Annotated in this window: 19 protein-coding genes; 11 read left to right on the top strand and 8 right to left on the bottom strand. The window is 65.8% G+C overall.

The features are described from left to right. Window positions 1-21: 21 nt before the first annotated feature. The 7 genes from KSS94_RS21715 to gap form a co-directional block, all read right to left on the bottom strand. The gene (locus KSS94_RS21715; protein ID WP_217840111.1) at window positions 22-1368 is read right to left on the bottom strand and encodes a CoA transferase; all 1347 of its coding nucleotides are present in this window, start codon (window positions 1366-1368) and stop codon (window positions 22-24) included. A gap of 54 nt (window positions 1369-1422) precedes the next feature. Then, complete coding sequence (locus KSS94_RS21710) at window positions 1423-1830, bottom strand: YbaN family protein (protein WP_217840110.1); 408 nt, start codon at window positions 1828-1830, stop codon at window positions 1423-1425. Between the two features lie 49 nt (window positions 1831-1879). Further along, entirely contained in the window at window positions 1880-2473 is a 594-nt protein-coding gene (locus tag KSS94_RS21705; protein ID WP_217840109.1) for a biliverdin-producing heme oxygenase, read from the bottom strand. A 160-nt stretch (window positions 2474-2633) separates the two neighbouring features. Continuing rightward, a complete protein-coding gene (locus tag KSS94_RS21700; protein WP_217840108.1) occupies window positions 2634-5225 on the bottom strand; it encodes a TonB-dependent receptor in 2592 nt (863 codons plus the stop codon). A 131-nt stretch (window positions 5226-5356) separates the two neighbouring features. Then, window positions 5357-6319: a FecR family protein gene (locus KSS94_RS21695; protein ID WP_217840107.1), complete on the bottom strand. Its 963-nt coding sequence runs from the start codon at window positions 6317-6319 to the stop codon at window positions 5357-5359. A 93-nt stretch (window positions 6320-6412) separates the two neighbouring features. Then, the gene (locus KSS94_RS21690; protein ID WP_217840106.1) at window positions 6413-6925 is read right to left on the bottom strand and encodes an RNA polymerase sigma factor; all 513 of its coding nucleotides are present in this window, start codon (window positions 6923-6925) and stop codon (window positions 6413-6415) included. A 237-nt stretch (window positions 6926-7162) separates the two neighbouring features. After that, on the bottom strand, window positions 7163-8164 hold the full coding sequence (gene gap / locus KSS94_RS21685) for a type I glyceraldehyde-3-phosphate dehydrogenase (protein ID WP_217840105.1): 1002 nt from the start codon (window positions 8162-8164) through the stop codon (window positions 7163-7165). Between the two features lie 260 nt (window positions 8165-8424). On the opposite strand from gap, the gene edd reads away from it, so the two are divergent. The 11 genes from edd to KSS94_RS21630 all read left to right on the top strand — a co-directional run bounded on the left by edd (window position 8425) and on the right by KSS94_RS21630 (window position 21912). After that, window positions 8425-10251, top strand: a complete 1827-nt coding sequence (gene edd, locus KSS94_RS21680; protein ID WP_217840104.1) for a phosphogluconate dehydratase — start codon at window positions 8425-8427, stop codon at window positions 10249-10251. Beyond that, window positions 10248-11207 carry a glucokinase gene (locus KSS94_RS21675; protein ID WP_217840103.1) on the top strand — a complete coding sequence of 320 codons (960 nt, stop codon included), beginning with the start codon at window positions 10248-10250 and terminating at the stop codon, window positions 11205-11207. The genes edd and KSS94_RS21675 overlap by 4 nt, the downstream gene beginning before the upstream one ends. Window positions 11208-11358: 151 nt before the next feature. Next, on the top strand, window positions 11359-12081 hold the full coding sequence (locus KSS94_RS21670) for a response regulator (RefSeq protein ID WP_217840102.1): 723 nt from the start codon (window positions 11359-11361) through the stop codon (window positions 12079-12081). After that, a complete protein-coding gene (locus KSS94_RS21665; protein ID WP_217840101.1) occupies window positions 12065-13519 on the top strand; it encodes an ATP-binding protein in 1455 nt (484 codons plus the stop codon). Before KSS94_RS21670 ends, KSS94_RS21665 begins: the two co-directional genes overlap by 17 nt. A gap of 320 nt (window positions 13520-13839) precedes the next feature. Beyond that, entirely contained in the window at window positions 13840-15057 is a 1218-nt protein-coding gene (locus KSS94_RS21660; protein WP_217840100.1) for a D-mannose isomerase, read from the top strand. 116 nt (window positions 15058-15173) lie between these two features. Next, window positions 15174-16460 carry an ABC transporter substrate-binding protein gene (locus KSS94_RS21655; RefSeq protein WP_217840099.1) on the top strand — a complete coding sequence of 429 codons (1287 nt, stop codon included), beginning with the start codon at window positions 15174-15176 and terminating at the stop codon, window positions 16458-16460. 94 nt (window positions 16461-16554) lie between these two features. After that, window positions 16555-17463, top strand: coding sequence for a carbohydrate ABC transporter permease (locus KSS94_RS21650; RefSeq protein ID WP_217840098.1), 909 nt, complete (start codon window positions 16555-16557; stop codon window positions 17461-17463). Continuing rightward, window positions 17456-18301 (top strand): carbohydrate ABC transporter permease, encoded by an 846-nt coding sequence (locus KSS94_RS21645; RefSeq protein WP_217840097.1) that lies wholly within the window; start codon window positions 17456-17458, stop codon window positions 18299-18301. Before KSS94_RS21650 ends, KSS94_RS21645 begins: the two co-directional genes overlap by 8 nt. 3 nt (window positions 18302-18304) lie before the next feature. Next, window positions 18305-19456: an ABC transporter ATP-binding protein gene (locus tag KSS94_RS21640; RefSeq protein WP_217840096.1), complete on the top strand. Its 1152-nt coding sequence runs from the start codon at window positions 18305-18307 to the stop codon at window positions 19454-19456. Between the two features lie 139 nt (window positions 19457-19595). Next, the gene (locus KSS94_RS21635) at window positions 19596-20939 is read left to right on the top strand and encodes a carbohydrate porin (RefSeq protein WP_217840095.1); all 1344 of its coding nucleotides are present in this window, start codon (window positions 19596-19598) and stop codon (window positions 20937-20939) included. A gap of 118 nt (window positions 20940-21057) precedes the next feature. Further along, window positions 21058-21912 carry a D-hexose-6-phosphate mutarotase gene (locus KSS94_RS21630; protein ID WP_217840094.1) on the top strand — a complete coding sequence of 285 codons (855 nt, stop codon included), beginning with the start codon at window positions 21058-21060 and terminating at the stop codon, window positions 21910-21912. On the opposite strand, the gene hexR is transcribed toward KSS94_RS21630, so the two are convergent. Beyond that, the gene (gene hexR, locus KSS94_RS21625; protein WP_217843642.1) at window positions 21905-22768 is read right to left on the bottom strand and encodes a MurR/RpiR family transcriptional regulator; all 864 of its coding nucleotides are present in this window, start codon (window positions 22766-22768) and stop codon (window positions 21905-21907) included. The two genes, KSS94_RS21630 and hexR, sit on opposite strands and share 8 nt — an antisense overlap. Window positions 22769-22873: the final 105 nt, after the last annotated feature.

Below are 22873 nucleotides of genomic sequence, written 5' to 3'. Positions count from 1 at the left end.
CCGGCGATAGGGCCGGTAGCTTCACCAGCGGGCTGAAGCCGAGCCTAATTCGCAAGCACCCCGCTCCCAGCCCATCACCGCTTCACCCACCTGCAACGGCCCCTTGAGCCGCCGCGCCGCGCCCCAGGGCGTGTGTTCGGTGAACGTGGCGATGTCCTGCGTCGACTCTGCCGCCAACGGCAAGTCTTCTTCGACCGTCCCCCGTTCGATCAGCAGTTTCGCCGTGCGCGCCAGGGAAAACCTTGAGCGGCAAGCCTGGCCGCTGCGTAGCCGTTCACCCAAACCGCGAATCGCCTCGGCCGCCATCAGGTAGCCGGTGGCATGGTCCAGCGCCTGCACTGGCAGCGGCACGGGCTTTTCGGCCTGTTGCCAACGTTTGCCGGCGTGGGCGATGCCGCTGCTCATCTGCACCAGGCTGTCGAAGCCGCGCCGCTGCTGCCAGGGGCCGCTCCAGCCGTAGGCGTTCAGGCTGACATCGACCAGCCCGGGATTGAGCTTGCGACGTACTTCGCTACCAAGCCCCAGGCGTTCCAAGGCGTCGGCGCGGTAACCGTGCACCAGTACATCGGCCTCGCTGAGCAACTGACGGAAAGTCGCCTGGCCCTGGTCGCTGCGCAGGTCAAGGCGCGCGCAACGCTTGCCCAGGGTTACCTCGGCAGCCACCGAAGGCTCGTCCCAGCCCGGTGGGTCGATGCGCAGCACCTCGGCGCCAAAAGCTGCCAGCAGGCGAGTGGCGATGGGCCCGGCGAGAATGCGCGTGAGGTCGAGCACCTTGATGCCGGCCAACGGCCGGGTTTCGCTGCCCTGCCAGGCCAGTGGCGGGGCGTTGAACGTTTCGCGCAATACCAGCGGCTCGGCATTCACCGCCTGGCCTTGTGGATGGTCGCACCAGTCGAGCCAGCTGCGCATGCGCGCGGCGCAGCCGCCGGCGGCCACCACGGCGCTTTCCAGGGCATCGGCATCCCACTGCGCCACGTGCCTTGCGACGCTCTCACGGCTGGCCTCGCAGGCCAGCACCTGCAAGGCCGCAGCACGGTGGTGCACGGCGTTGGTGTGCAGGCGGATCCAGCCGTCGCGGGCCTGATAGTCGCCGGCAATGGCATCCCACAGCGGCGGTGGCTCCCAACCCTGCGGGCGCAGGCTGCCGGCGAACCAGAACGAAGCCAGGCGGCGGTCTGTCTGCACCAGCGGGCAGCTGTCCAGTTGCCCTGCCAGCAGTTCGGCCAGGGCCAGGCCGCAGGCGCCAACGCTGGCGGCAGCCAGTTCGCTGACGGCGAACGCCGAGGGCAGGGCGCCAATGCCATGCCAGCGTACGGGAGTGGGGGTGAGGTTCAGGGAATGGGCGATGGTGTCGAGCAACGGCTGCATGCAGGATCCTCCTTCGTGGATCCCATTTCAGACCATCTGCGGCGCAGGTGCAAATTATTGCGCGACGGAACCCGGCGCGGTCGGCCGCTCGGGGCGCGACCAGATCCACAGGTTACCCAGGGCCATGCCGCCGATAGCCAGGAACACCGGCCAGTGGTGCTCGAGGAAGGTCAGCATCAACCCTGCGCACAGCAGCATGCTGAGCGTGGCGCTGACTTTTGCCCGGCGCTGGATCACCTTGCCGTTGCGCCAGTTGTACAGGATCGGCCCGAACAAACGGTGGTTCTCCAGCCACGCCGACAGCCGCGGCGAGCTGCGGGTGGCGGCCCAGGCGGCCAGCAGGATGAACTCGGTGGTCGGCAGCCCCGGAATGACGATGGCCACCAGGCCAATGCCCAGGCTGACATAGGCCAGGATCGCGTAGAGCAGGCGGGCGAGTTTGGAGCGGGCGATTCGGGTCATGGTCTCACTGCAACGGTGCGGCCGCCCGCAGGCGGCCGGGTAAAGCGTGTCAGGCCAGTGCGGCATCGGCCGCGTAGGCCGCTTTGAGCAGTTCGGTGAAGCGCTCGAAGGCAGCGACCGCGCCGCGTTCGGCGGCGGCGTCTTCCTCGGCCGACAGCTGCAGGCTGTCGAGCATGCGGGTGAACTGCTTCCAGCCTTCGGCACGGCCACCGGCCGGCTCGCCGAGGTGGCGGGCGCCGAAGCTTTCGGACAGCTCCAGGGCCACGGCACGCTTGATCAAAAAGGCGGCGCCCAGTTTGGAGCCTTCGGAGACGAAGATCCAGCCCAGGGCTTCACCCAGGCTCGGGTTTTGCAATGCGCCGGCGACTGGCGCAGGCACTTCGGTGTCGAGGTCGGCCAGGTCCAGGCGCGCCTGTTCGGCGCGGCAGCGCTGGGCCAGGTCGGGGACGATGGCGATCAGTTGCGGGTCGGTATACAGCGCCTGCAGCTCGGACTGGAACAGGTACTGGGCGACCACGAAGCGGGCGAAGCTTTCGCGGCTGTCGAACGGCTTGTGCGACTTGACCAGGGCGTCCAGCTCGGTGTGCGGGGCGTGGGTCACCTGGTTGAGGCGCTGGGAGCGCGGGGCTGGGCGATCGGTCATGGGGCGGTCCTTGAGTAATGAGGGCGTCTAGTGACAAGACGAAGAAGGGGGCGTTGGGCAGTAAAAAAACACGTGTGTCTGAAAAAGATCGCGGGGCAAGCCCGCTCCCACGGTGGCGTGGGAGCGGGCTTGCCCCGCGAGGGTTTTCAACCTGCAGGGGTCAGATATCCCACACCAGGTTGATGGCGAAATTGCGCCCCGGCATGGTCAGGCGGTCGAGGTTGGCCGGCTGGGTCACCGCCGCTTCGCCCTGAGCGTCGTAGCCGCGCACGTCATCCCACTGCCAGTACTTCTTGTCGGTGAGGTTGTACAAGCCTGCGTTGACGGTGATGTCGTCGGTCACCTTGTAGAAGCCGGTCAGGTCGAGCACGCCGTAGCCCGGGGTGCGGAACTGCGAACTGGCGCCGTCGGGGGCAAAGAAGGTGGTGTCGTCGACGCGGGTCTTGCGCTTGACCAGGGTCCAGCTCAACAAGCCGCCATAGCCTGGCTGCTCGTAGCCCAGGCCGAACACGCCAGTCAGCGGGTTGACGCTGTTCAGCGGCTGGCCGTTGTCGTCGTTGCGGCCATTGGCGTAGGCAATCGAGCCCTGGGTGTACAGGCCTTGCGGCGCGCCAAAGTGGTCGAGGTTGAGGCGGCCCTTGATTTCGGCACCTTTGATGGTGGCGTGCTTGATGTTGCTGGCCTGGAACTTCGAGGTCAGGTCCGAGGCCTTGACCGCATCTTCGTTGATGAAGTCGCGGTACTTGTTGTAGAACACCGCCACGTCGAAGTTACCCGCCTCGAAGTTGCCGCGCAGGCCGGTTTCGTAGCTTTTGCTCTTTTCCGGTTCGAGGTTCGGGTTGGGCACCACGCTGTAACCCAGGGTCGGGTTCTCGAAGCGGCCATACATCGACTTGGCGGTCGGTGTGCGGAAGCCTTCGGCGTACTGCCCGTACCAGGTGTAGTTGTCATTGAACGCATAAGTCACGCCCAGCTTGGGCGACACGCGGTGCCATTTCTTGGCCGAGTCGTCGTAGTCGCTGGGGCCTGCCCCCAGGCTGCCTTGTACGCCGCGCAGAAACTCGTCGGTCATTTCCGGCTTCAGGTGGGTGTAGTCGTAACGCGCACCCGGCAGGAAGGTCCAGTCGTTCCAGCGGATCTCGTCCTGGGCGAACAGGCTGTAGGTGTTGATGGTCGGGTCAGGGAAGTCGCTGACCGGCACCTGGCTGTCGTTGGTGATGATCTGGCCGACTGCAGTGCAGGCGCCGCCGACGTTCAGGCAGGTGCCGGTGCCTTGGCGCAGGCCGGTGACCTTTTCGTGCTTGATGGTGGTGCCATAGGTCAGCAGGTGCTCGGTGGCGCCGAGGCTGAAGGCCTTGTCGAACTGGGCGTCGAGCACCCACTGGCGGTCCTTGTAGGTGGTCTGGCGATCGCGCAAGGTCTGCCGGCCGGCGGCGGCATAGATTTCTTCGGTGCGCTGGTCGGTTTTGGCGATCTGGTAGTTCAGGCTCCACTTGATGTGGTCGGCCAGCAGGCTATCGAGGCCGAACTCATGGTTGATGCCCACCCGCTCGCGGGTAATGGTGTCGTTACCCTGGCGCATGCGGTAGGAGTTGAATGCCGGGAAACCTGGAACGAAAGGCCCGCCCACTGCGTTGAGCAGGTTCTGGTCGCGGTCATCCTTGTAGTGCTCGTAGGTCAGGCCCAGGCGCGCGTCGTCGGCGTAGTTCCAGCCGAGCTTGGCCAGCACGTTGGTGGTACGGGCATCGGCCGGGTTGGCTTCGGTGCGTTCAAGCCCGGTGCCGCCATGGTTGCCGTAGGATTCGGTCTCGTGGCCGTTGCGCTGGCTCAGGTGCAGCAGGCCGTCGAAGTCGCCGTGGCGCCCGGCCACGGTGGCGGAGGTCAGCCAGCTTTCGTCGGCCGAGCTGTAGCCGGTCTTCAGGCGCGCGCCAACATCCTTGCCGGGCTTGATGATGTCGTCGGGGTCGAGGGTGAAGTAGCTGACCGCGCCGCCGATGGCGTTGCTGCCGTACAGCACCGAGGCCGGGCCGCGCAGGATCTCCACGCGCTTGACGATCTCGGGGTCGACGTAATTGCGCTGGGTTTGCGCGTAGGGGCCGTAGAAGAAGCTGTCGGGGATCGACACGCCGTCGACCTGGGTCAATACCCGCTCGCCGTCGATGCCGCGGATGTTGTAGCCGTTCAGGCCGCTGCGCTGGCCTACGCCGCCCACCGAGACACCCGGCTCGTAGCGCACCAGCTGCTTGATGTCGTTGACGTTCTGCCGGTCCAGTTGCTCGCGGGTCTGCACACTGACAGTGCTGGGCACCTGGCTCACATCCTGGGCGCTACGGGTGGCGCTGACGGTCATCTGTTGCAGGGCGATGGCATTGCCGACCGCCTGGCGCTCCAGCACCACGTTGCCGTTGCCGATCTTGCGGTAGCCAAGGCCGGTGCCTTGCAGCAGGCGTTGCAGCGCGGCTTCCGGCGCCAGCGAACCCTGCACGCCCGGCGAGGCGACGCCTTCGGCCAGCTCGGCGCTGAAACCTACCTGCCAGCCGGTTACCTGGCTGAAGGCGTTGATGGCCGCTACCAGCGGCTGCTGGGCGATGGCGAAGCGGTAGTCGCCCATGCGCGGGCTGCTGGTCTGGGAGGGCTCTGCGGCCATGGCCGGCAGGCCGCAGGCACCGCTGGCGAGCAGTGCCAGGGTCAGCAGGGACAACTGGCCACGGCGGCGGGGGGAAGTGGACGGGCGGGTAGGACCTGAAAACATCGAAAGCGCTCCCTGTCGCGCAAGTTATAGGCGTTGGCTGTTCCCGGTTTCGAGGGTTTCGAACGAGAATCAATCGTATTGGCTATAACGAGACGGGCAGGCTGTGGTGATCGCGTAAAAAAACTTTGTGGTCAGTTGAGAATGACCAGCGCAGGGTATTCATGCAGCTGCGCCGAGGTGATGTGGGCCAGGGCGCGCAGGGTTTCCAGCGGCTGGTCGAGGCGGTAGTTGCCGGTCACCGCCACCTGTTCGAGTTCTGCGTTGTGGCTGATGATCCAGCCAGGGTAGTAGCGCCGCACTTCGGCCAGCACCTGGCTCAGCGGGCAGTTCTCGAAGATCAGCCGGCCATCGACCCAGGCCAGGTCCTGGCGCATGTCGGGACGCTGGCGCGGACCGAAGCCTGCCGGGCCGACGCTGATGCTTTCGCCTGCGCTCAGGCGAATGCGCTGGTCGGCGCTGCCCTGCAGGTCGACATCGCCGCGCTGTACCCGCAGTTGCGCCTCGCCGTCCAGGTAGCGCACGGCAAAGTCTGTATCGCGCACGCTGGCGCGCAGCGGGCCGGCTTGCACCTCCAGCGGCGGCTGGCCCTGGCCGGCTACCTCGAAGTACGCCTCGCCCTGCAGCAGCCGGGCCACCGGGTGGCCGTCGCGCACCTCGCTGGCGAAGGCCGAGTTGGTGTTCAGCAGTACCTTGGCGCCGTTGTCCAGTTGCAGGCGCTGGCGCTCGCCGACCACCGTGAGGTGGTCGGCCTGCAGGCGCACCGGCAAGTTGCCGAAGGTGAACAGCCCCAGCAGCAGCACGGCGGCCGTGGCCAGGGGCTTCCAGTGGCTGCGCAGGCGCCCGCCGAGGGAGCGCTTGCGTTGCTCGTGCAACACGCCTGCGGCCTGGCGCAGCGGGGCGCCGTTCCACAGCGCCTCGGCTTCCACGTAGGCTTCGGCGTTTTCCGGCTCGGCGCCGAGCCAGTGCTCGAAGGCTTCGGTGTCTTCGGCGCTGGCACACTGCAGGCGGATCAGCCAGTCCATCGCCTCGCTGCGGGCACGGGCGCGGGCGTCAGGCTCGGCGGGCGTCGGGCGATCGGAGGGCTGGTCGGTCACGGTGGGTCCTTGGGGGCAGCATGTGTTGCGCATGATCCGTGCAGGCCCGGCGCATGGCAAGGCCTTTGCGTGCGGGCGCGGCGAGTGGTCGCGTCACTGGTGACGGTCGGCCACGCCCATGCAGATGGCCATGATCAGTTTCAATTCCTTTTGTACCGTGCTGGCCGAAACCTTCAGCTTTTCGGCGATTTCCAGGTAGCTGGCGCCGTGCAGGCGGCTCTGGATGAAAATCTGCTGCTGGCGCTCGGTGAGTTGGCCGAGGCTGATGCTCAGGTGCTTGAGCAACTGTTCGGCCTGGGCGGCGTCCTCGCTGCTGCCCAGCGGGGCGGCGACGTTGTGCAGCACTTGCTCGGGCACGTCTTCCACCAGCATGCGCGCCTGCACCCGGCGGGCGCGCAGGTGGTCCAGGGCAAGGTTGCGGGCGGTCTGGAACACGAACGGCTCCAGGTGCTCGATGGGCCGCTCGCCCAGCGCACGGGTGACCCGCAGGTAGGTTTCCTGAAGCAGGTCCTCGGCGGTGCTCGGGTTGCCGACCATGCGCTGCAGCGTGCGCAGCAGGCTGAGGCGCTGGTTGAGGAAGACTGAATTGAACCGGGACTGACTCACGGGGGGACCTGGCCGTTTGAGGGTGAATGATAATGCTTATCATCCATGTGGCAGGTCAAGGGTAAAAATGTCACTAAAGAGTAAAGAGTGTCATGACAGCCCCCTGAGCGGCCTTGTGTCGCGAAAGGGCTGCGCAGCAGCCCCGGCGATATTGAATGATGCGCAGCTTTTGGGGCCGCTGCGCAGCCCTTTCGCGACACAAGGCCGCTCCTACAGGGATCGTGAAGGCCTACTAGGTCACTTGGCCCTGAACAACGCCAGGCAGTTGTCCAGCATGCGGTTGGAGAAGCCCCATTCGTTGTCGTACCAGGCCAGCACCTTGAGCATGCGCCCGTTGGCGCGGGTGTGGTTGGCGTCGAAAATCGACGACAGCGGGTTGTGGTTGAAGTCGCACGACACCAGCGGCAGGGTGTTGTAACCCAGCACGCGGGAGTGGCGGCTGGCTTCGAGGAACACCTGGTTGACCTCCTCTGCCGTGGCCTCGCGCTTGAGGTTCACCGTGAGGTCCACCAGCGATACATTGATCACCGGCACCCGTACCGCCATGCCGGTGAGCTTGCCGGCCAGCTCCGGCAGTACCAGGCCCACCGCCTCGGCGGCGCCGGTCTTGCTCGGGATCATCGACTGGGTGGCCGAGCGGGCGCGGTAGGGGTCGCCGTGGTAGACGTCGGTGAGCACCTGGTCGTTGGTGTAGGCGTGGATGGTGGTCATCAGGCCCTGCTCGATGCCGAACTCGCGGTGCAGCACCTGGGCCACCGGGGCCAGGCAGTTGGTGGTGCACGAGGCGTTGGAGATGACCTGGTGCGAGGCGCGCAGCACGTCGTGGTTGACCCCGTACACCACGGTGGCGTCGGCGCCTTTGGCCGGGGCGCTGACGATCACCTTGCTGGCGCCGGCGGTGATGTGCGCGGCGGCCTTGGCGCGCTCGGTGAACAGGCCGGTGCACTCGAACACCACGTCGATGGCCAGGGCTTTCCAGGGCAGCTCTGCCGGGTTGCGGATGGCGCTGACCGCAATCCGGTCACCATTGACGGTGAGGCTTTCGTGGTCGGCTGCAACCGTTGCATCGAAAATGCCGTGGACGCTGTCGTACTTGAGCAGGTGGGCGTTCATCGCGCTGTCGCCCAGGTCGTTGATGGCGACGACCTGCAGGTCCTGGCGATAACCGTGGGTGTAGAGTGCGCGCAGGACATTGCGCCCGATGCGGCCGAATCCGTTGATGGCGATGCGAAGGGTCATGGCGTTACCTCTGGCAGTCGGGTGAAGCCTGTGGCAAAAAGAGCAGCTTCACTGAAACGGTTTTGTTATTGGAATTACAAGATTATTCACTGGCAGATAGAAAACAAGCCTTTTTAGTGGCAGTATTTTGTTAAATCTACAACGAGTGGTCGGGAAGCCGCTCCACGCTTGCGCCAGCAGTGCCTTACCAGAGCCTAGGCCGCAATCGTTTGGAGGGACAATGCCCGGTGAAGCCGCCCCTATTAGCCTGGAGTCGATACATGCACCCGCGCATCCTTGAGGTCACCGAACGGCTGATCGCCCGTAGCCGCCGCACCCGTGAACGCTACCTTGAGCTGATCCGCGGCGCGGCCAGTGACGGCCCCATGCGCGCCAGCCTGCAGTGCGCCAACTTCGCCCACGGCGTGGCCGGTTGCGGCGGCGACGACAAGCAGACCCTACGGCTGATGAACGCGGCCAACGTGGCCATCGTCTCGGCCTACAACGACATGCTCTCGGCGCACCAGCCGTACCAGCACTTCCCCGAACAGATCAAACAGGCCCTGCGCGAGGTCGGCTCGGTGGGCCAGTTCGCCGGCGGCGTGCCGGCCATGTGCGATGGCGTCACTCAAGGCGAGCCGGGCATGGAGCTGGCCATCGCCAGCCGCGAGGTGATCGCCATGTCCACGGCGGTGGCGCTGTCACACAACATGTTCGACGCCGCCCTGATGCTGGGTATCTGCGACAAGATCGTCCCGGGCCTGATGATGGGCGCGCTGCGTTTTGGCCACCTGCCGACCATTTTCGTGCCCGGCGGGCCGATGGTTTCGGGCATTTCCAACAAAGAGAAGGCCGACGTGCGCCAGCGCTACGCCGAGGGCAAGGCCACCCGTGAGCAGCTGCTCGAGTCGGAGATGAAGAGCTACCACAGCCCCGGTACCTGTACTTTCTACGGTACTGCCAACACCAACCAATTGGTGATGGAAGTGATGGGCCTGCACCTGCCCGGCGCCTCGTTCGTCAACCCCTACACCCCGCTGCGCGATGCGCTCACCGCCGAGGCCGCGCGCCAGGTCACGCGCATGACCAAGGCCAGCGGCAACTTCATGCCGATCGGCGAGATCGTCGACGAAAAGGCGCTGGTCAACTCCATCGTCGCCCTGCACTCCACCGGCGGCTCGACCAACCACACCCTGCACATTCCGGCCATTGCACAGGCCGCGGGCATTCAGCTCACCTGGCAGGACATGGCCGACCTTTCCGAGGTGGTGCCGACGCTGTCGCACGTGTATCCCAACGGCAAGGCCGACATCAACCACTTCCAGGCCTCCGGCGGCATGGCCTTCCTCATCCGCGAGCTGCTCGATGCCGGGCTGCTGCACGAGGACGTCAACACCGTGGCCGGCCACGGCCTGCGCCGTTACACCCAGGAACCGTTCCTGGAGGACGGCCAACTGGTGTGGCGCGAAGGCCCGAAGCAGAGCCTCGACGAAAGCATCCTGCGCCCGGTGGCGCGGCCGTTCTCCGCCGAAGGCGGTTTGCGGGTGATGGAAGGCAACCTGGGCCGCGGGGTGATGAAAGTCTCTGCCGTGGCTCCCGAGCATCAGGTGGTGGAGGCCCCGGCACGGGTGTTCCACGACCAGCAGTCGCTGGCTGATGCGTTCAAGGCCGGCGAGCTTGAGTGCGACTTCGTCGCCGTGGTGCGTTTCCAGGGCCCGCGCTGCAACGGCATGCCCGAGCTGCACAAGCTCACGCCGTTCCTTGGTGTACTGCAGGACCGCGGCTTCAAGGTGGCGTTGGTCACCGACGGGCGCATGTCTGGCGCATCGGGCAAGATCCCGGCAGCCATCCACGTGTGCCCCGAGGCGTTTGACGGTGGCCCGCTGGCACGGGTGCGCGATGGTGATAGGGTACGGGTCGATGGTGTCGAAGGCACGCTGCGGGTGATGGTGTCGGCCGAAGAACTGGCCAGCCGTGACCTGCCTGAAGCGCCCAAGGGTAACGACCTGGGCTGCGGGCGCGAGCTGTTCGGCTTCATGCGTATGGCGTTCAGCCCGGCAGAGAAGGGTGCGAGCGCCTTCACCTCGGCGCTGGAGACCCTTGAATGAAGGCTTTGCTGGTGGGTGACATTGGCGGTACCAACGCACGTTTCGCCTTGTGGCGGGACAACCGGCTGGAGGCGGTGCAGGTGTTCGCCACCGCCGACTACACCAGCCCCGAGCAGGCCATCGAGGCTTACTTGCGTGACCGGCACATCGCCCGTGGCGGGCTGGCAGCGGTGTGCCTGGCGGTGGCGGGGCCGGTGGACGGCGACGAGTTCCGCTTCACCAACAACCACTGGCGCCTCAGCCGTACGGCGTTCTGCCAGACCCTGCAGGTGGAGCGCCTGTTGCTGGTCAACGACTTCACCGCCATGGCCCTGGGCATGACCCGCCTGCAGCACGGCGAGTACCGCGAGGTCTGCGCCGGCCAGGCCGACCCTGCACGCCCGGCGCTGGTGATCGGCCCGGGTACCGGGCTGGGCGTCGGCAGCCTGCTGCGCCTGGGCGAGCAGCACTGGATGGCATTGCCGGGGGAGGGCGGGCATGTCGACCTGCCAGTGGGCAACGCCCGCGAGGCGGCGATCCATCAGCAGATTCACCGCCAGATCGGCCATGTCAGCGCCGAGACCGTGCTCAGCGGTGGCGGGCTGGTGCGGCTTTACCAGGCCATCTGCGCGCTGGATGGCGACACGCCCAAGCACAAGACCCCGGCGCAGATCACCGACGCGGCCTTGGCCAACGAGCCCCGGGCCTTGGCCGTGGTCGAGCAGTTCTGCCGGTTCCTCGGCCGGGTGGCGGGCAACAACGTACTCACCCTCGGCGCCCGTGGCGGTGTATACATCGTCGGTGGGGTGATCCCGCGTTTCGCCGAGCTGTTCCTGCGCAGTGGTTTTGCGGCAAGCTTCGCCGACAAGGGCTGCATGAGCGGCTACTTCGCCGGCGTGCCGGTGTGGCTGGTGACGGCCGAGTTTTCCGGGTTGCTGGGGGCCGGGGTGGCCTTGCAGCAGGCGTTGGATCATTGATTTTTGGGGCCGCTTTGCGGCCCTTTCGCGACACAAGGCCGCTCCTACAGGGGCCGCGTTTTCTGTAGGTGCGGCCTTGTGTCGCGAAAGGGCTGCACAGCAGCCCCAACAGCAGGCACAAAGACCTGCGTTTACCAGAGGACGGACCATTGTGAGCACTGCCGGCAAATCGATCCTGATGGTCGACGACGACCAGGACATCCGCGAACTGCTGCAAACCTACCTCAGCCGCGCAGGCTTGCAGGTACACGCCGAACCCGACGGCCAGGGCTTTCGCCGGGCGCTGGACGCCGGCAGCTACGACCTGGTGATCCTTGATGTGATGCTGCCCGACGAGGACGGCTTCAGCCTGTGCCGCTGGGTGCGCCAGCACCCGCGCCTGGCCCAGGTGCCGATCATCATGCTCACCGCCAGCTCCGACGAGGCCGACCGGGTCATCGGCCTGGAGCTGGGCGCCGACGATTATCTGGGCAAGCCCTTCAGCCCGCGCGAACTGCAGGCGCGAATCAAGGCCCTGCTGCGCCGCGCCGACTTTGCCCAGGCGATACCGGCCAGCGCCGTGCTGGCCTTCGACGACTGGCGCCTGGACACGGTCAGCCACCGCCTGTTCCACCGCGACGGCGAGGAGGTGATCTTGTCTGGCGCCGACTTCGCCCTGCTCAAGCTGTTCCTCGACAACCCGCAACAGATTCTTGACCGCGACACCATCGGCAACGCCACCCGGGGGCGCGAGCCGATGCCCCTGGACCGCATCGTCGACATGGCGGTCAGTCGCCTGCGCCAGCGCCTGCGCGACACCGACAAACCGCCGCGGCTGATCCGCACCGTGCGCGGCAGTGGCTACCTGTTGGCGGCCCATGTCTGCCCTGCCTAGCGAGCGCCGCTGGCGCCTGCTGCCGCGCTCGTTGCTGGGGCGCATGCTGTTGCTCACCTTGCTGGTGGTGGTGCTGGCCCAGGGCTTGTCGAGCGTGATCTGGGTGGCGCAGTTGCGTGCCAGCCAGTTGCAGGGCCTGCGTGCCAGCGCCGGCAGCCTGGCGCATTCGATGAGTGCCAGCGTCAGCTACTTCCGATCCTTGCCGGTGGCCTACCGGCCAATGGTGCTGGACCAGTTGCGCAGCATGGGCGGCACGCGCTTTTTCGTTTCGCTCAACGTCAAGCCGCTGGACATGCCGGTGCTGCCCATCACCCCGCGCAAGCAGGCGGTGATCGACGTGTTCCAGCAGGTGCTGCACGAGCGCCTGGGCGCGCAGATGGACATCTCGGTGGAGTTCGTCAGCCCTGACGATTTGCGCATCTTCAACAGCGGCCTGAAGCTCGATGAGCTACCGCGTTCGTGGGCGCATTACTCGCTGACCCTGGAGCCGCTCAACCCGCCGGTGCTGGTGACCCAGATCCGCCTGGGCGAGGGTGAGTGGCTGTACATCGCCTCGTTGCTGCCCGAGCCCTACACCAGCCTTGAGGCCGAGCGCCTGCCGCGCCAGCAGATCGGCTTCATCGCCCTGACCACCGCCATGCTGCTGGTGTTCATCGGTCTCTTGGTGCACTGGCAGAGCCGGCCGCTCAAGCGCCTGGCGCGGGCGGCGCGGGACATGTCGCTGGGCGCCGATGTGGCGCCGGTGGCCGAAGGCGGCGGCAGCGAAGTGGTGGAGGTGGGCCGGGCATTCAACAGCATGCGCGAGCGCATCAGCCGCTACCTCACCGAACGCGCCCAGTTGTTCAGTGCGGTGTCCCATGACCTGCGCACCCCCATCACGCGCCTGCGCCTGCGGGTCGAGCTGCTGGAGGACGAGGCGCTGCAGGGCAAGTTCACCCGCGACCTCGACGAGCTGGAACTGCTGGTCAAGGGCGCGCTGCAGTGCGTGAAAGACACCGATATTCACGAGAACATCGAGCCGATTGACCTCAACCAGGTGCTGGAGATGCTTGCCGAGCCCTACCTGGGTGATGGCCGCATCACCCTCGAGGGCTGCGTGCTGGCGCCGTACCCGGGCAAGTCGCTGGCCCTGCGCCGCTGCATCGGCAACCTGATCGACAACGCCATCAAGTACGGCGAGCGGGCGCACCTGCGCATCATCGACAGCGCCGAGAGCTTTGTGCTGCAAGTGGACGACCAGGGCCCGGGGGTGCCGGAGCAGCGCCTGGAGCAGGTGTTCGAGCCGCATTTTCGCCTGGCCGGGCAGCAGCAGGGGTATGGGTTGGGGTTGGGCATTGCGCGCAACATCGCCCATAGCCATGGCGGTGAGGTGAGTTTGCTGAACCTGCGTGAAGGGGGGTTAAGGGTCACCCTGTACCTGCCTCGTAATGCCGATTGAGAGGCAAATCAGAGCCCTGTGGGAGCGGCCTTGTGTCGCGATGGGCTGCGTAGCAGCCCCAGGATTTTGCACTCACTCAACATGGCCGGGGCCGCTGCGCGGCCCATCGCGACACAAGGCCGCTCCCACAGAGACCGCGTAATCTTATGAGCTGTGCTGTACCTGTAGGAGCCGGCTTGCCGGCGATGGGGCCGGTCCAGGCAACACAAGCCCTGGTTAACCCACTGTCACCCTTCAGTGACATTCCCACCGGCCTTCGTGACACCCCAGCCAGGACGGCTGGCTAGAATCGCCTGACAACAACAAGGACGACCACGCCCATGACCCACCGCTGGCTCGATTCCCCCACGCACCACGCCTGGCTTACAAGCGAAGCCCTGCGCCTGCTCGACTTCGCCCGCGCCGCGCGCCTGCCACAAGGCTTCGGCAACCTCGACGACGCTGGCCGCCTGCCCCGTGGCGCCCTCGCCGAAACCATGAACACCGCCCGCATGACCCACAGCTTTGCCCTGGCTCACCTGCAAGGTGTGCCCGGTTGCAAGGGGCTGGTGGAGCACGGTGTCGCTGCCCTGCAGGGCCCTCTGCGCGATGCGCAGCAGGGTGGCTGGTTCGCCCACCCCGAAGGCCATGGCGGCGCCGGCAAGGCCGCCTACCTGCATGCCTTCGTTGCCCTGGCGGCAAGCTCTGCGGTGGTCGCCGGGGTGGTCGAGGCGCAGGCGCTGCTGCGCGAGGCCTGCGAGGTGATCGAGCAGCGCTTCTGGAGCGAGGAGGAGGGTGCCCTGCTTGAGTCGTTCAGCCGCGACTGGCAGCAGGCCGAGGCCTACCGGGGTGCCAACAGCAACATGCACGGGGTCGAGGCATTCCTGGCCCTGGCCGATGTCACCGGCGACACGCGTTGGTTGCAGCGCGCGCTGCGCATGGTACAGCGCTTGATCATGGCGCAGGCGGCCGGCGACGGTTACCGCGTGACCGAGCATTTCGATGCGCATTGGCAGCCCTTGCCCGACTACAACCGCGACAACCCTGCCGACGGCTTCCGGCCCTACGGCACCACCCCCGGCCATGGATTCGAGTGGGCCCGCTTGCTGTTGCACCTGGAGGCGGCGCTCAAACGCGCCGGGTTGCCAGCGCCAGACGCCTTGCTGGTTGGCGCCCGCGGGCTGTTCGACAGCGCCTGCCGCCACGCCTGGCACGCCGACGGTGCGCCGGGGCTGGTGTACACCCTCGACTGGCAAAATCGCCCCGTGGTGCGCGAGCGCCTGCACTGGGTGCACGCCGAGGCCAGCGCCACCGCCGCAGCCCTGCTGCAACGTACCGGCGACGCCCAGTACGAGCACTGGTACCGCTGTTTCTGGGGCTTCATTGCCGAGCATTTCATCGACCGCAGCCACGGCAGTTGGCACCACGAGCTCGACCCCGACAACCTGCCCGGCGCACGCATCTGGGGCGGCAAGCCGGACCTCTACCACGCCCTGCAGGCCCTGCTGCTGCCTCGCCTGCCGCTGGCGCCCAGTTTGGCCAGCGCCCTGGCTTTGTAACCAAGTGATGACATTCGCGCATCCGTTCGTTACCTGACGGGCTGCGCGGCGTACTTAAACTCCAGTGCAATGCAAGCGACAGTCTTGCCACGCATAACAACAAGAAAGGTACTCCCATGCATTCGACGCTTCGTCTCGCCGCTGCAATTTCCCTCGCCTCCCTGTGCTCGCTCAGCGCCCATGCCGCCGATTCCAAAGGCAGCGTGGAAGTGGTCCATTGGTGGACGTCCGGTGGCGAAAAGGCTGCGGTGGATGTGCTCAAGGCCCAGGTCGAGAAAGACGGTTTCACCTGGAAGGACGGCGCCGTGGCCGGCGGCGGTGGCGCCACCGCCATGACCGTACTGAAAAGCCGCGCGGTGGCCGGCAACCCGCCAGCGGTCGCGCAGATCAAGGGGCCGGACATCCAGGACTGGGCGGCCACCGGCCTGCTCGACGCCGACGTGCTCAAGGATGTGGCCAAGCAGGAAAAGTGGGACAGCCTGCTGGACAAGAAAGTCGCCGACACCGTCAAGTACGAGGGCGACTATGTGGCCGTGCCGGTGAACATCCACCGCATCAACTGGCTGTGGATCAACCCCAAGGTGTTCAAGAAGGCCGGCATCGCCAAGGCGCCGACCACCCTCGAAGAATTCTACGCCGCCGCCGACAAGCTCAAGGCCGCAGGCTTCATCCCGCTGGCCCACGGCGGCCAGCCGTGGCAGGACAGCACCGTGTTCGAAAGCGTGGTGCTGTCGGTGATGGGCGTTGATGGCTACAAGAAGGCGCTGGTCGACCTCGATGAAAAGGCCCTGACCGGCCCCGAGATGGTCAAGGCGCTGACCGAGCTGAAAAAGGTCGCCACCTACATGGACCCCGACGGCAAGGGCCAGGACTGGAACCTGGAAGCGGCCAAGGTCATCAACGGCAAGGCCGGCATGCAGATCATGGGCGACTGGGCCAAGAGCGAATGGACCCTGGCCAAGAAGACCGCCGGCAAGGACTACCAGTGCGTGCCGTTCCCGGGCACCGAAAAGGGCTTTTTGTACAACATCGACTCGCTGGTGGTGTTCAAGCAAAAAGACCAAGGCACCGCTGCCGGCCAGCAGGACATCGCCCGCAAGGTGCTGGGTGAGGACTTCCAGAAGGTGTTCAGCACCAACAAGGGCTCGATTCCGGTGCGCAACGACATGCTTGCCGACATGGGCAAGTACGGCTTCGACGCCTGCGCCCAGACCGCGGCCAAGGACTTCCTGGCTGACGCCAAGAATGGCGGCCTGCAGCCGAGCATGGCGCACAACATGGCCACCACATTGGCGGTGCAGGGGGCGTTCTTCGATGTGGTGACCAACTACATCAACGACCCCAAGGCAGCGCCTGCCGATGCCGCCAAGAAGCTCGCTGCAGCGATCAACGCCGCCAAGTAAACCGCATCGCGGGGCAAGCCCGCTCCCACAGAACCGCACCGTCTGCGTGGGAGCGGGCTTGCCCCGCGATGCGGTGCACCCGGGAATCCAGATCATGACCACACTGACCGCCCCCCTGCGGGCCTCCCCCCTGGACGCGCTGCAGCGCTGGCTACCGAAACTGGTACTGGCGCCGAGCATGTTCATCGTCCTGGTGGGCTTTTACGGCTACATCCTGTGGACCTTGGTCCTCTCGTTCACCACGTCCACCTTCCTGCCCACCTACAAGTGGGCCGGGCTTGCGCAATACCAGCGGTTGTTCGACAACGATCGCTGGTGGGTCGCCAGCAAGAACCTGCTGCTGTTCGGCGGCCTGTTCATCGGCATCAGCCTGGCCATCGGCGTGCTGCTGGCGGTGCTGCTGGACCAGCGCATCCGCCGCGAGGGTTTTATCCGCACCATTTACCTGTACCCCATGGCGCTGTCGATGATCGTCACCGGTACCGCCTGGAAGTGGCTGCTCAACCCTGGCATGGGCCTTGACAAGCTGCTGCGTGACTGGGGCTGGGAGGGCTTTCGCCTGGACTGGCTGATCGACCCTGACCGCGTCGTCTACTGCCTGGTGATCGCCGCCGTTTGGCAGGCCTCGGGGTTCATCATGGCGATGTTCCTCGCCGGGCTGCGCGGGGTCGACCAGTCGATCATCCGCGCCGCGCAACTGGATGGCGCGAGCCTGCCGCGCATCTACTGGACCGTGGTGCTGCCCAGCCTGCGCCCGGTGTTCTTCAGTTCGCTGATGATCCTGTCGCACATCGCCATCAAGAGCTTCGACCTGGTGGCGGCAATGACCGCCGGCGGCCCGGGGTATTCCTCGGACTTGCCGGCGATGTTCATGTACTCGTTCACCTTCAGCCGCGGGCAGATGGGCATGGGCTCGGCCAGTGCGATCCTGATGCTCGGCGCAATCCTGGCGATTCTGGTCCCTTATCTGTATTCCGAGCTGCGGGGCAAACGCCATGACTAGCCTTTCTGACAAGCCGGCGCTGAACCTCAGCCGCATCGCCATCCATGCGGTGTTGCTGCTGGCGGTGCTGCTGTACCTGGTGCCGCTGGTGGTGATGCTGCTCACCAGCTTCAAGAGCCCGGAAGACATCGGCACCGGCAACCTGTTGAGTTGGCCCACCGAGTTCACCGCCATCGGCTGGAGCAAGGCCTGGGCCACGGTCAGCGGCTACTTCGTCAACTCGGTGCTGATCACCGTGCCGGCGGTGCTCATCAGCACCGCCATCGGTGCGCTCAATGGCTACGTGCTGTCGATGTGGCGCTTCCGTGGTTCGCAGCTGTTCTTCGGGTTGCTGCTGTTCGGTTGCTTTTTGCCGTTCCAGACCGTGCTGCTGCCGGCCTCGTTCACCCTCGGCAAGCTGGGCCTGGCCAGCACCACCACGGGGCTGGTACTGGTGCACGTGGTGTACGGGCTGGCCTTCACCACGCTGTTTTTCCGCAACTACTACGTGAGCATCCCCGATGCGCTGGTCAAGGCTGCGCGCCTGGACGGCGCCGGGTTCTTCACCATCTTCGCGCGCATCATCCTGCCGATGTCGACGCCGATCATCATGGTCTGCCTGATCTGGCAGTTCACCCAGATCTGGAACGACTTCTTGTTCGGGGTGGTGTTCTCCAGCGGCGATTCGCAACCGATCACCGTGGCCCTGAACAACCTGGTCAACACCAGCACCGGGGCCAAGGAATACAACGTCGACATGGCTGCGGCGATGATCGCCGGGCTGCCGACGCTGCTGGTCTACGTGATTGCGGGCAAGTATTTCGTGCGCGGGCTGACGGCCGGCGCGGTCAAGGGGTAAGTCATGGCAACACTCGAACTGCGTAATGTGCACAAGACCTACGGCACCGGGCTGCCGGACACGCTCAAGGATATCCAGCTGGCGATCAAGGACGGTGAGTTCCTGATCCTGGTCGGCCCTTCGGGCTGTGGCAAGTCGACGTTGATGAACTGCATTGCTGGCCTTGAGAGCATCAGCGGCGGGGCGATTCTGATCGACGAGCAGGACGTCAGTGGCATGAGCCCCAAGGACCGGGACATCGCCATGGTGTTCCAGTCCTACGCGCTGTACCCGACCATGAACGTGCGCGACAACATCGCCTTCGGCCTGAAGATCCGCAAGCTGCCCCAGGCGGCCATCGACGAAGAAGTGGCGCGGGTGGCCAAGCTGCTGCAGATCGAGCACCTGCTGGCGCGCAAGCCAGGCCAGCTGTCGGGCGGCCAGCAGCAGCGGGTGGCCATGGGCCGGGCATTGGCGCGTCGGCCGAAGATCTACCTGTTCGACGAGCCGCTGTCGAACCTCGACGCCAAGCTGCGGGTGGAGATGCGCACCGAGATCAAGCTGATGCACCAGCGCCTGAAGACCACCACGGTGTACGTCACCCACGACCAGATCGAGGCCATGACCCTGGGCGACAAGGTGGCGGTGATGAAGGACGGCATCATCCAGCAGTTCGGCACCCCGCAGCAGATCTACAACGACCCGGCCAACCTGTTCGTCGCCAGCTTCATCGGTTCGCCGCCGATGAACTTCATCCCGGTGCGCCTGGCCCGCCAGGACGGCCGTGTGCTGGCGCTGCTGGACAGCGGCCAGGCGCGTTGCGAGCTGCCACTGGGGGTGGCTGGCGAGGGGCTGGAGGGCCGCGAGCTGATCCTGGGCGTACGCCCCGAGCAGATCACCCTGGGCGGTGCCCAGGGCAACGGCCTGCCGGGCATCCGCGCCGAGGTGCAGGTGACCGAGCCTACCGGCCCGGACCTGTTGGTGTTCGTCACCCTCAACCAGGCCAAGGTCTGCTGCCGCCTGGCGCCGGATGTGGCGTGCCGGGTGGGCGACAGCCTGGATTTGCAGTTCGACCCGGCGCGGGTGCTGCTGTTCGACGCCGCCAGCGGCGAGCGGCTGGACCTGTCTGCCAACGCACCGAGCAAGGACAACGTGGCCCGTTTCAAAGGCCGCTGAGCAAACGCAGCCCTGGCAATTTTTCGGGCGGCTGAGAACTTGGGGCCGCTACGCAGCCCTTTCGCGACACAAGGCCGCTCCTACAGGCGGCCGCCGTTAAATCGTTCTGTTAAATAACAAGAAAAGAGGACGCAAAGGAATGGAACAGCGCAATCGCATCAGGGCCCTGGGCTCGCTGGCCTTGCTGGCCATCGTCGGCAGCAGTGGCGTACAGGCTGCCGAGGCTTTTTCGTCGCAGTCCAAGTGGATGACCGGCGACTGGGGTGGCACCCGCACCGAGCTGCTGGACAAGGGCTATGACTTCACCCTCGACTATGTGGGTGAAGTGGCCGGCAACCTGCACGGCGGCTACAACGACGACAAGACCGCCCGCTACAGCGACCAGTTCGCCCTCGGCGCGCACCTGGACTTGCAGAAGATCTTTGGCTGGCACGACGCTGAGTTCAAGCTGGCGATCACCGAGCGTAGCGGGCGCAACCTGTCCAACGACCGCATCAGCGACCCGCGTGCCGGGCAGTTCAGCTCGGTGCAGGAAGTGTGGGGCCGCGGCCAGACCTGGCGACTGACGCAGATGTGGGTCAAGCAGAAGTACTTTGACGGCGCGCTGGACGTGAAAGTGGGGCGCTACGGCCCGGGTGAGGACTTCAACAGCTTCCCCTGCGACTTCCAGAACCTGGCGTTCTGCGGCTCGCAGGTGGGCAACTGGGTGGGTGGCATCTGGTACAACTGGCCGGTGAGCCAGTGGGCACTGCGGGTCAAGTACAACATCACCCCCGAGTTCTTCGTGCAGGTGGGGGCCTTCGAGCAGAACCCGTCCAACCTTGAGACCGGCAACGGCTTCAAACTCAGCGGCAGCGGCACCAAGGGCGCCATCCTGCCGGTGGAGATGGTCTGGTCGCCGCAGGTCAACGGCCTGCCCGGCGAATACCGCCTGGGTTACTACTACAGCACTGCCAAGGCCGACGATATCTACGACGACGTCAATGGCAACCCCCAGGGGCTGACCGGTGAGGACTTCAAGTCGCACTCCAGCAAGCACGGCTGGTGGGTGGTGGCGCAGCAGCAGGTGACCGCTCACAGTGGTGACGCCAGCCGCGGCCTGAGCCTGTTCGCCAACTTCACCGTGCACGACAAGGCCACCAACGTGGTCGACAACTACCAGCAGGTGGGCCTGGTGTACAAGGGCGCCTTCGACGCCCGGCCCAAGGATGATATCGGCTTCGGCATCGCCCGCATCCACGTCAATGACGATGTGAAAAAGCGCGCCGAGCAGCTCAACGCGGTCAGCGGCATCAACGATTACGACAACCCGGGCTTCGTGCCGCTGCAGCGCACCGAGTACAACGCCGAGCTCTACTACGGCTTCCACGTTACCAACTGGCTGACCGTGCGGCCGAACCTGCAGTACATCAAGAGCCCTGGTGGTGTGGATGACGTGGATAACGCGCTGGTCGCAGGCTTGAAGATTCAGTCGTCATTCTGAGAAAAATTGTTGTAAATTTACGCCATCCATTTTCAGCCTTCCGCTAACCACTGGTCTGCAGTGGTTAGCGGGTTGGGGCTGAGACAGCGCTATCTCGAACAACAAAGAGCCTGGAACCATGCCTGAACATCCGCTACATCGCTTTTTCACCACGCAACGGCCACGGCCGACGTTCGAGTGGGAGCGTTACCAGCAGCGCGATGTCCTGGTCATCGACCACCCGCGCTGCCAGGCGGTGTTCAGCCGCCAGGGCGGGCAGTTGCTGCATTTTCAGCCGTCCGGCGAAAAGCCCTGGCTGTGGTGCGCCGAGCAGTGGCCGCAGGTGGGCGCCATCCGTGGCGGGGTGCCGGTGTGTTGGCCGTGGTATGGCCGCCACCCCAGCGAAGACCTGTGGCCGGCCCATGGCTGGGCACGGCTGCTGGACTGGAAGCTGGTGCAAAGCACCGAAGACGAGGAGGGCGTTACGCTCAAGTGGCGGCTGGACCTGTGCGACTGGCAGGTCGACCTGCACGCCCGGTTGGGTGCCAGCATGGAGCTGAGCCTGTCCACCGAGCATCAGGACAGCGAACCCTGCCAATTGAGCCATGCGCTGCTGGCCTACTGGCGTATCAGTGACGTGTCAAAGGTAGCGCTGTCCGGGCTTGAGGATATCGAAGGTTACGACCGCCTCAACCGCCAGGTGTGCCGCGAGGACGGTGCGCTGAAGTTGCGTGGCGGCTGCCAGAAGGTGTACCCGGGTACGCCGAAGGTGCAGTTGCAGGACCCGGCCTGGCAGCGCGAGCTGTGCATCGACACCGGCGACAGCGACGACACCGTGGTCTGGCACCCCGGCAACCGCCCGTTGATGGGCGTGACCGGGCGCGAGTGCCAGGGGTTCGTCTGCGTGGAGGCGGCCAGCGGCAGTGATGCCGGGCTGAGCCTGGCGCCGGGCGAGCGGGCGCACCTGCGTTTGCAGGCGCACCGGCTCAGTTGAGGTCGTCGTCCTCGATCGGGTAGCGGCTGGCGTTGAGGCTTTCCTTGATCTTGCGCAGGTGCGGCTGGAAGTCCGAACCACGGCGCAGGGTCATGCCGGTGGCCAGCACGTCGAGCACGGTGAGCTGGATGATCCGCGAGGTCATCGGCATGTAGATGTCGGTGTCTTCGGGCAGCGGAATGTGCAGGCTCAGGCTGCAGGCCTGGGCCAACGGCGAGCCGGCGGCGGTCAGGCCCAGCACCGAGGCGCCGTTCTCCCGCGCCAGGCGCGCCACCTCGACCAGTTCGCGGGTGCGCCCGGTGTAGGAGATGATCACGAACAAGTCGCCGGTGTGGGCCACCGAGGCCAGCATGCGCTGCATGAGTACATCGGCGTGGGCCGACACGGCCAGGTTGAAGCGGAAGAACTTGTGTTGGGCATCCAGTGCCACCGGGGCCGAGGCGCCCAGGCCGAAAAAGTGGATCTGCCGGGCCTGGATCATCATGTCCACGGCGCGGCTGACCTGCTGCGGGTCGAGCGCCTGGCAGGCGCTGTCCAGCGAGGCAATGGCGCTGCCGAAGATTTTTTGCGTGTAGGCGGCCGGGTCGTCATCGGCTTCCACGGCGCGGCTTACATAAGCGGCGCCGCTGGCCAGGCTCTGCGCCAGTTGCAGCTTGAGTTCGGGGTAGCCGCTGACGCCGAACGAGCGGCAGAAGCGGTTGACGGTCGGCTCGCTGACCTTGGCCGCCTGGGCCAGGGCGGCGATGCTGAAGCGGGTAGCTTGCTGCGGGTTCAGCAGGATGACCTCGGCGACCTTGCGCTCGGCCTTGTTAAGCTCGTCCAGGCGGCCCTGGATCTGTTCCAGGAGGTTGCGCACGCGGTCCATGGTGGGGTCCTTGTTTTGAAGGGGCGGCTTGCAGGGCCGGCCCGGGCAGACAGACGGCAGGCAGGGCTGCAGGCTTTTTGCAAAGTTGTCTATCGT

The organism is Pseudomonas fakonensis (genome assembly GCF_019139895.1).
Classification (GTDB): Bacteria; Pseudomonadota; Gammaproteobacteria; order Pseudomonadales; family Pseudomonadaceae; genus Aquipseudomonas; species Aquipseudomonas fakonensis.
The sequence above is the reverse complement of the archived record's forward strand: the minus strand, read 5'-3'. Positions and strand labels throughout refer to the sequence as shown.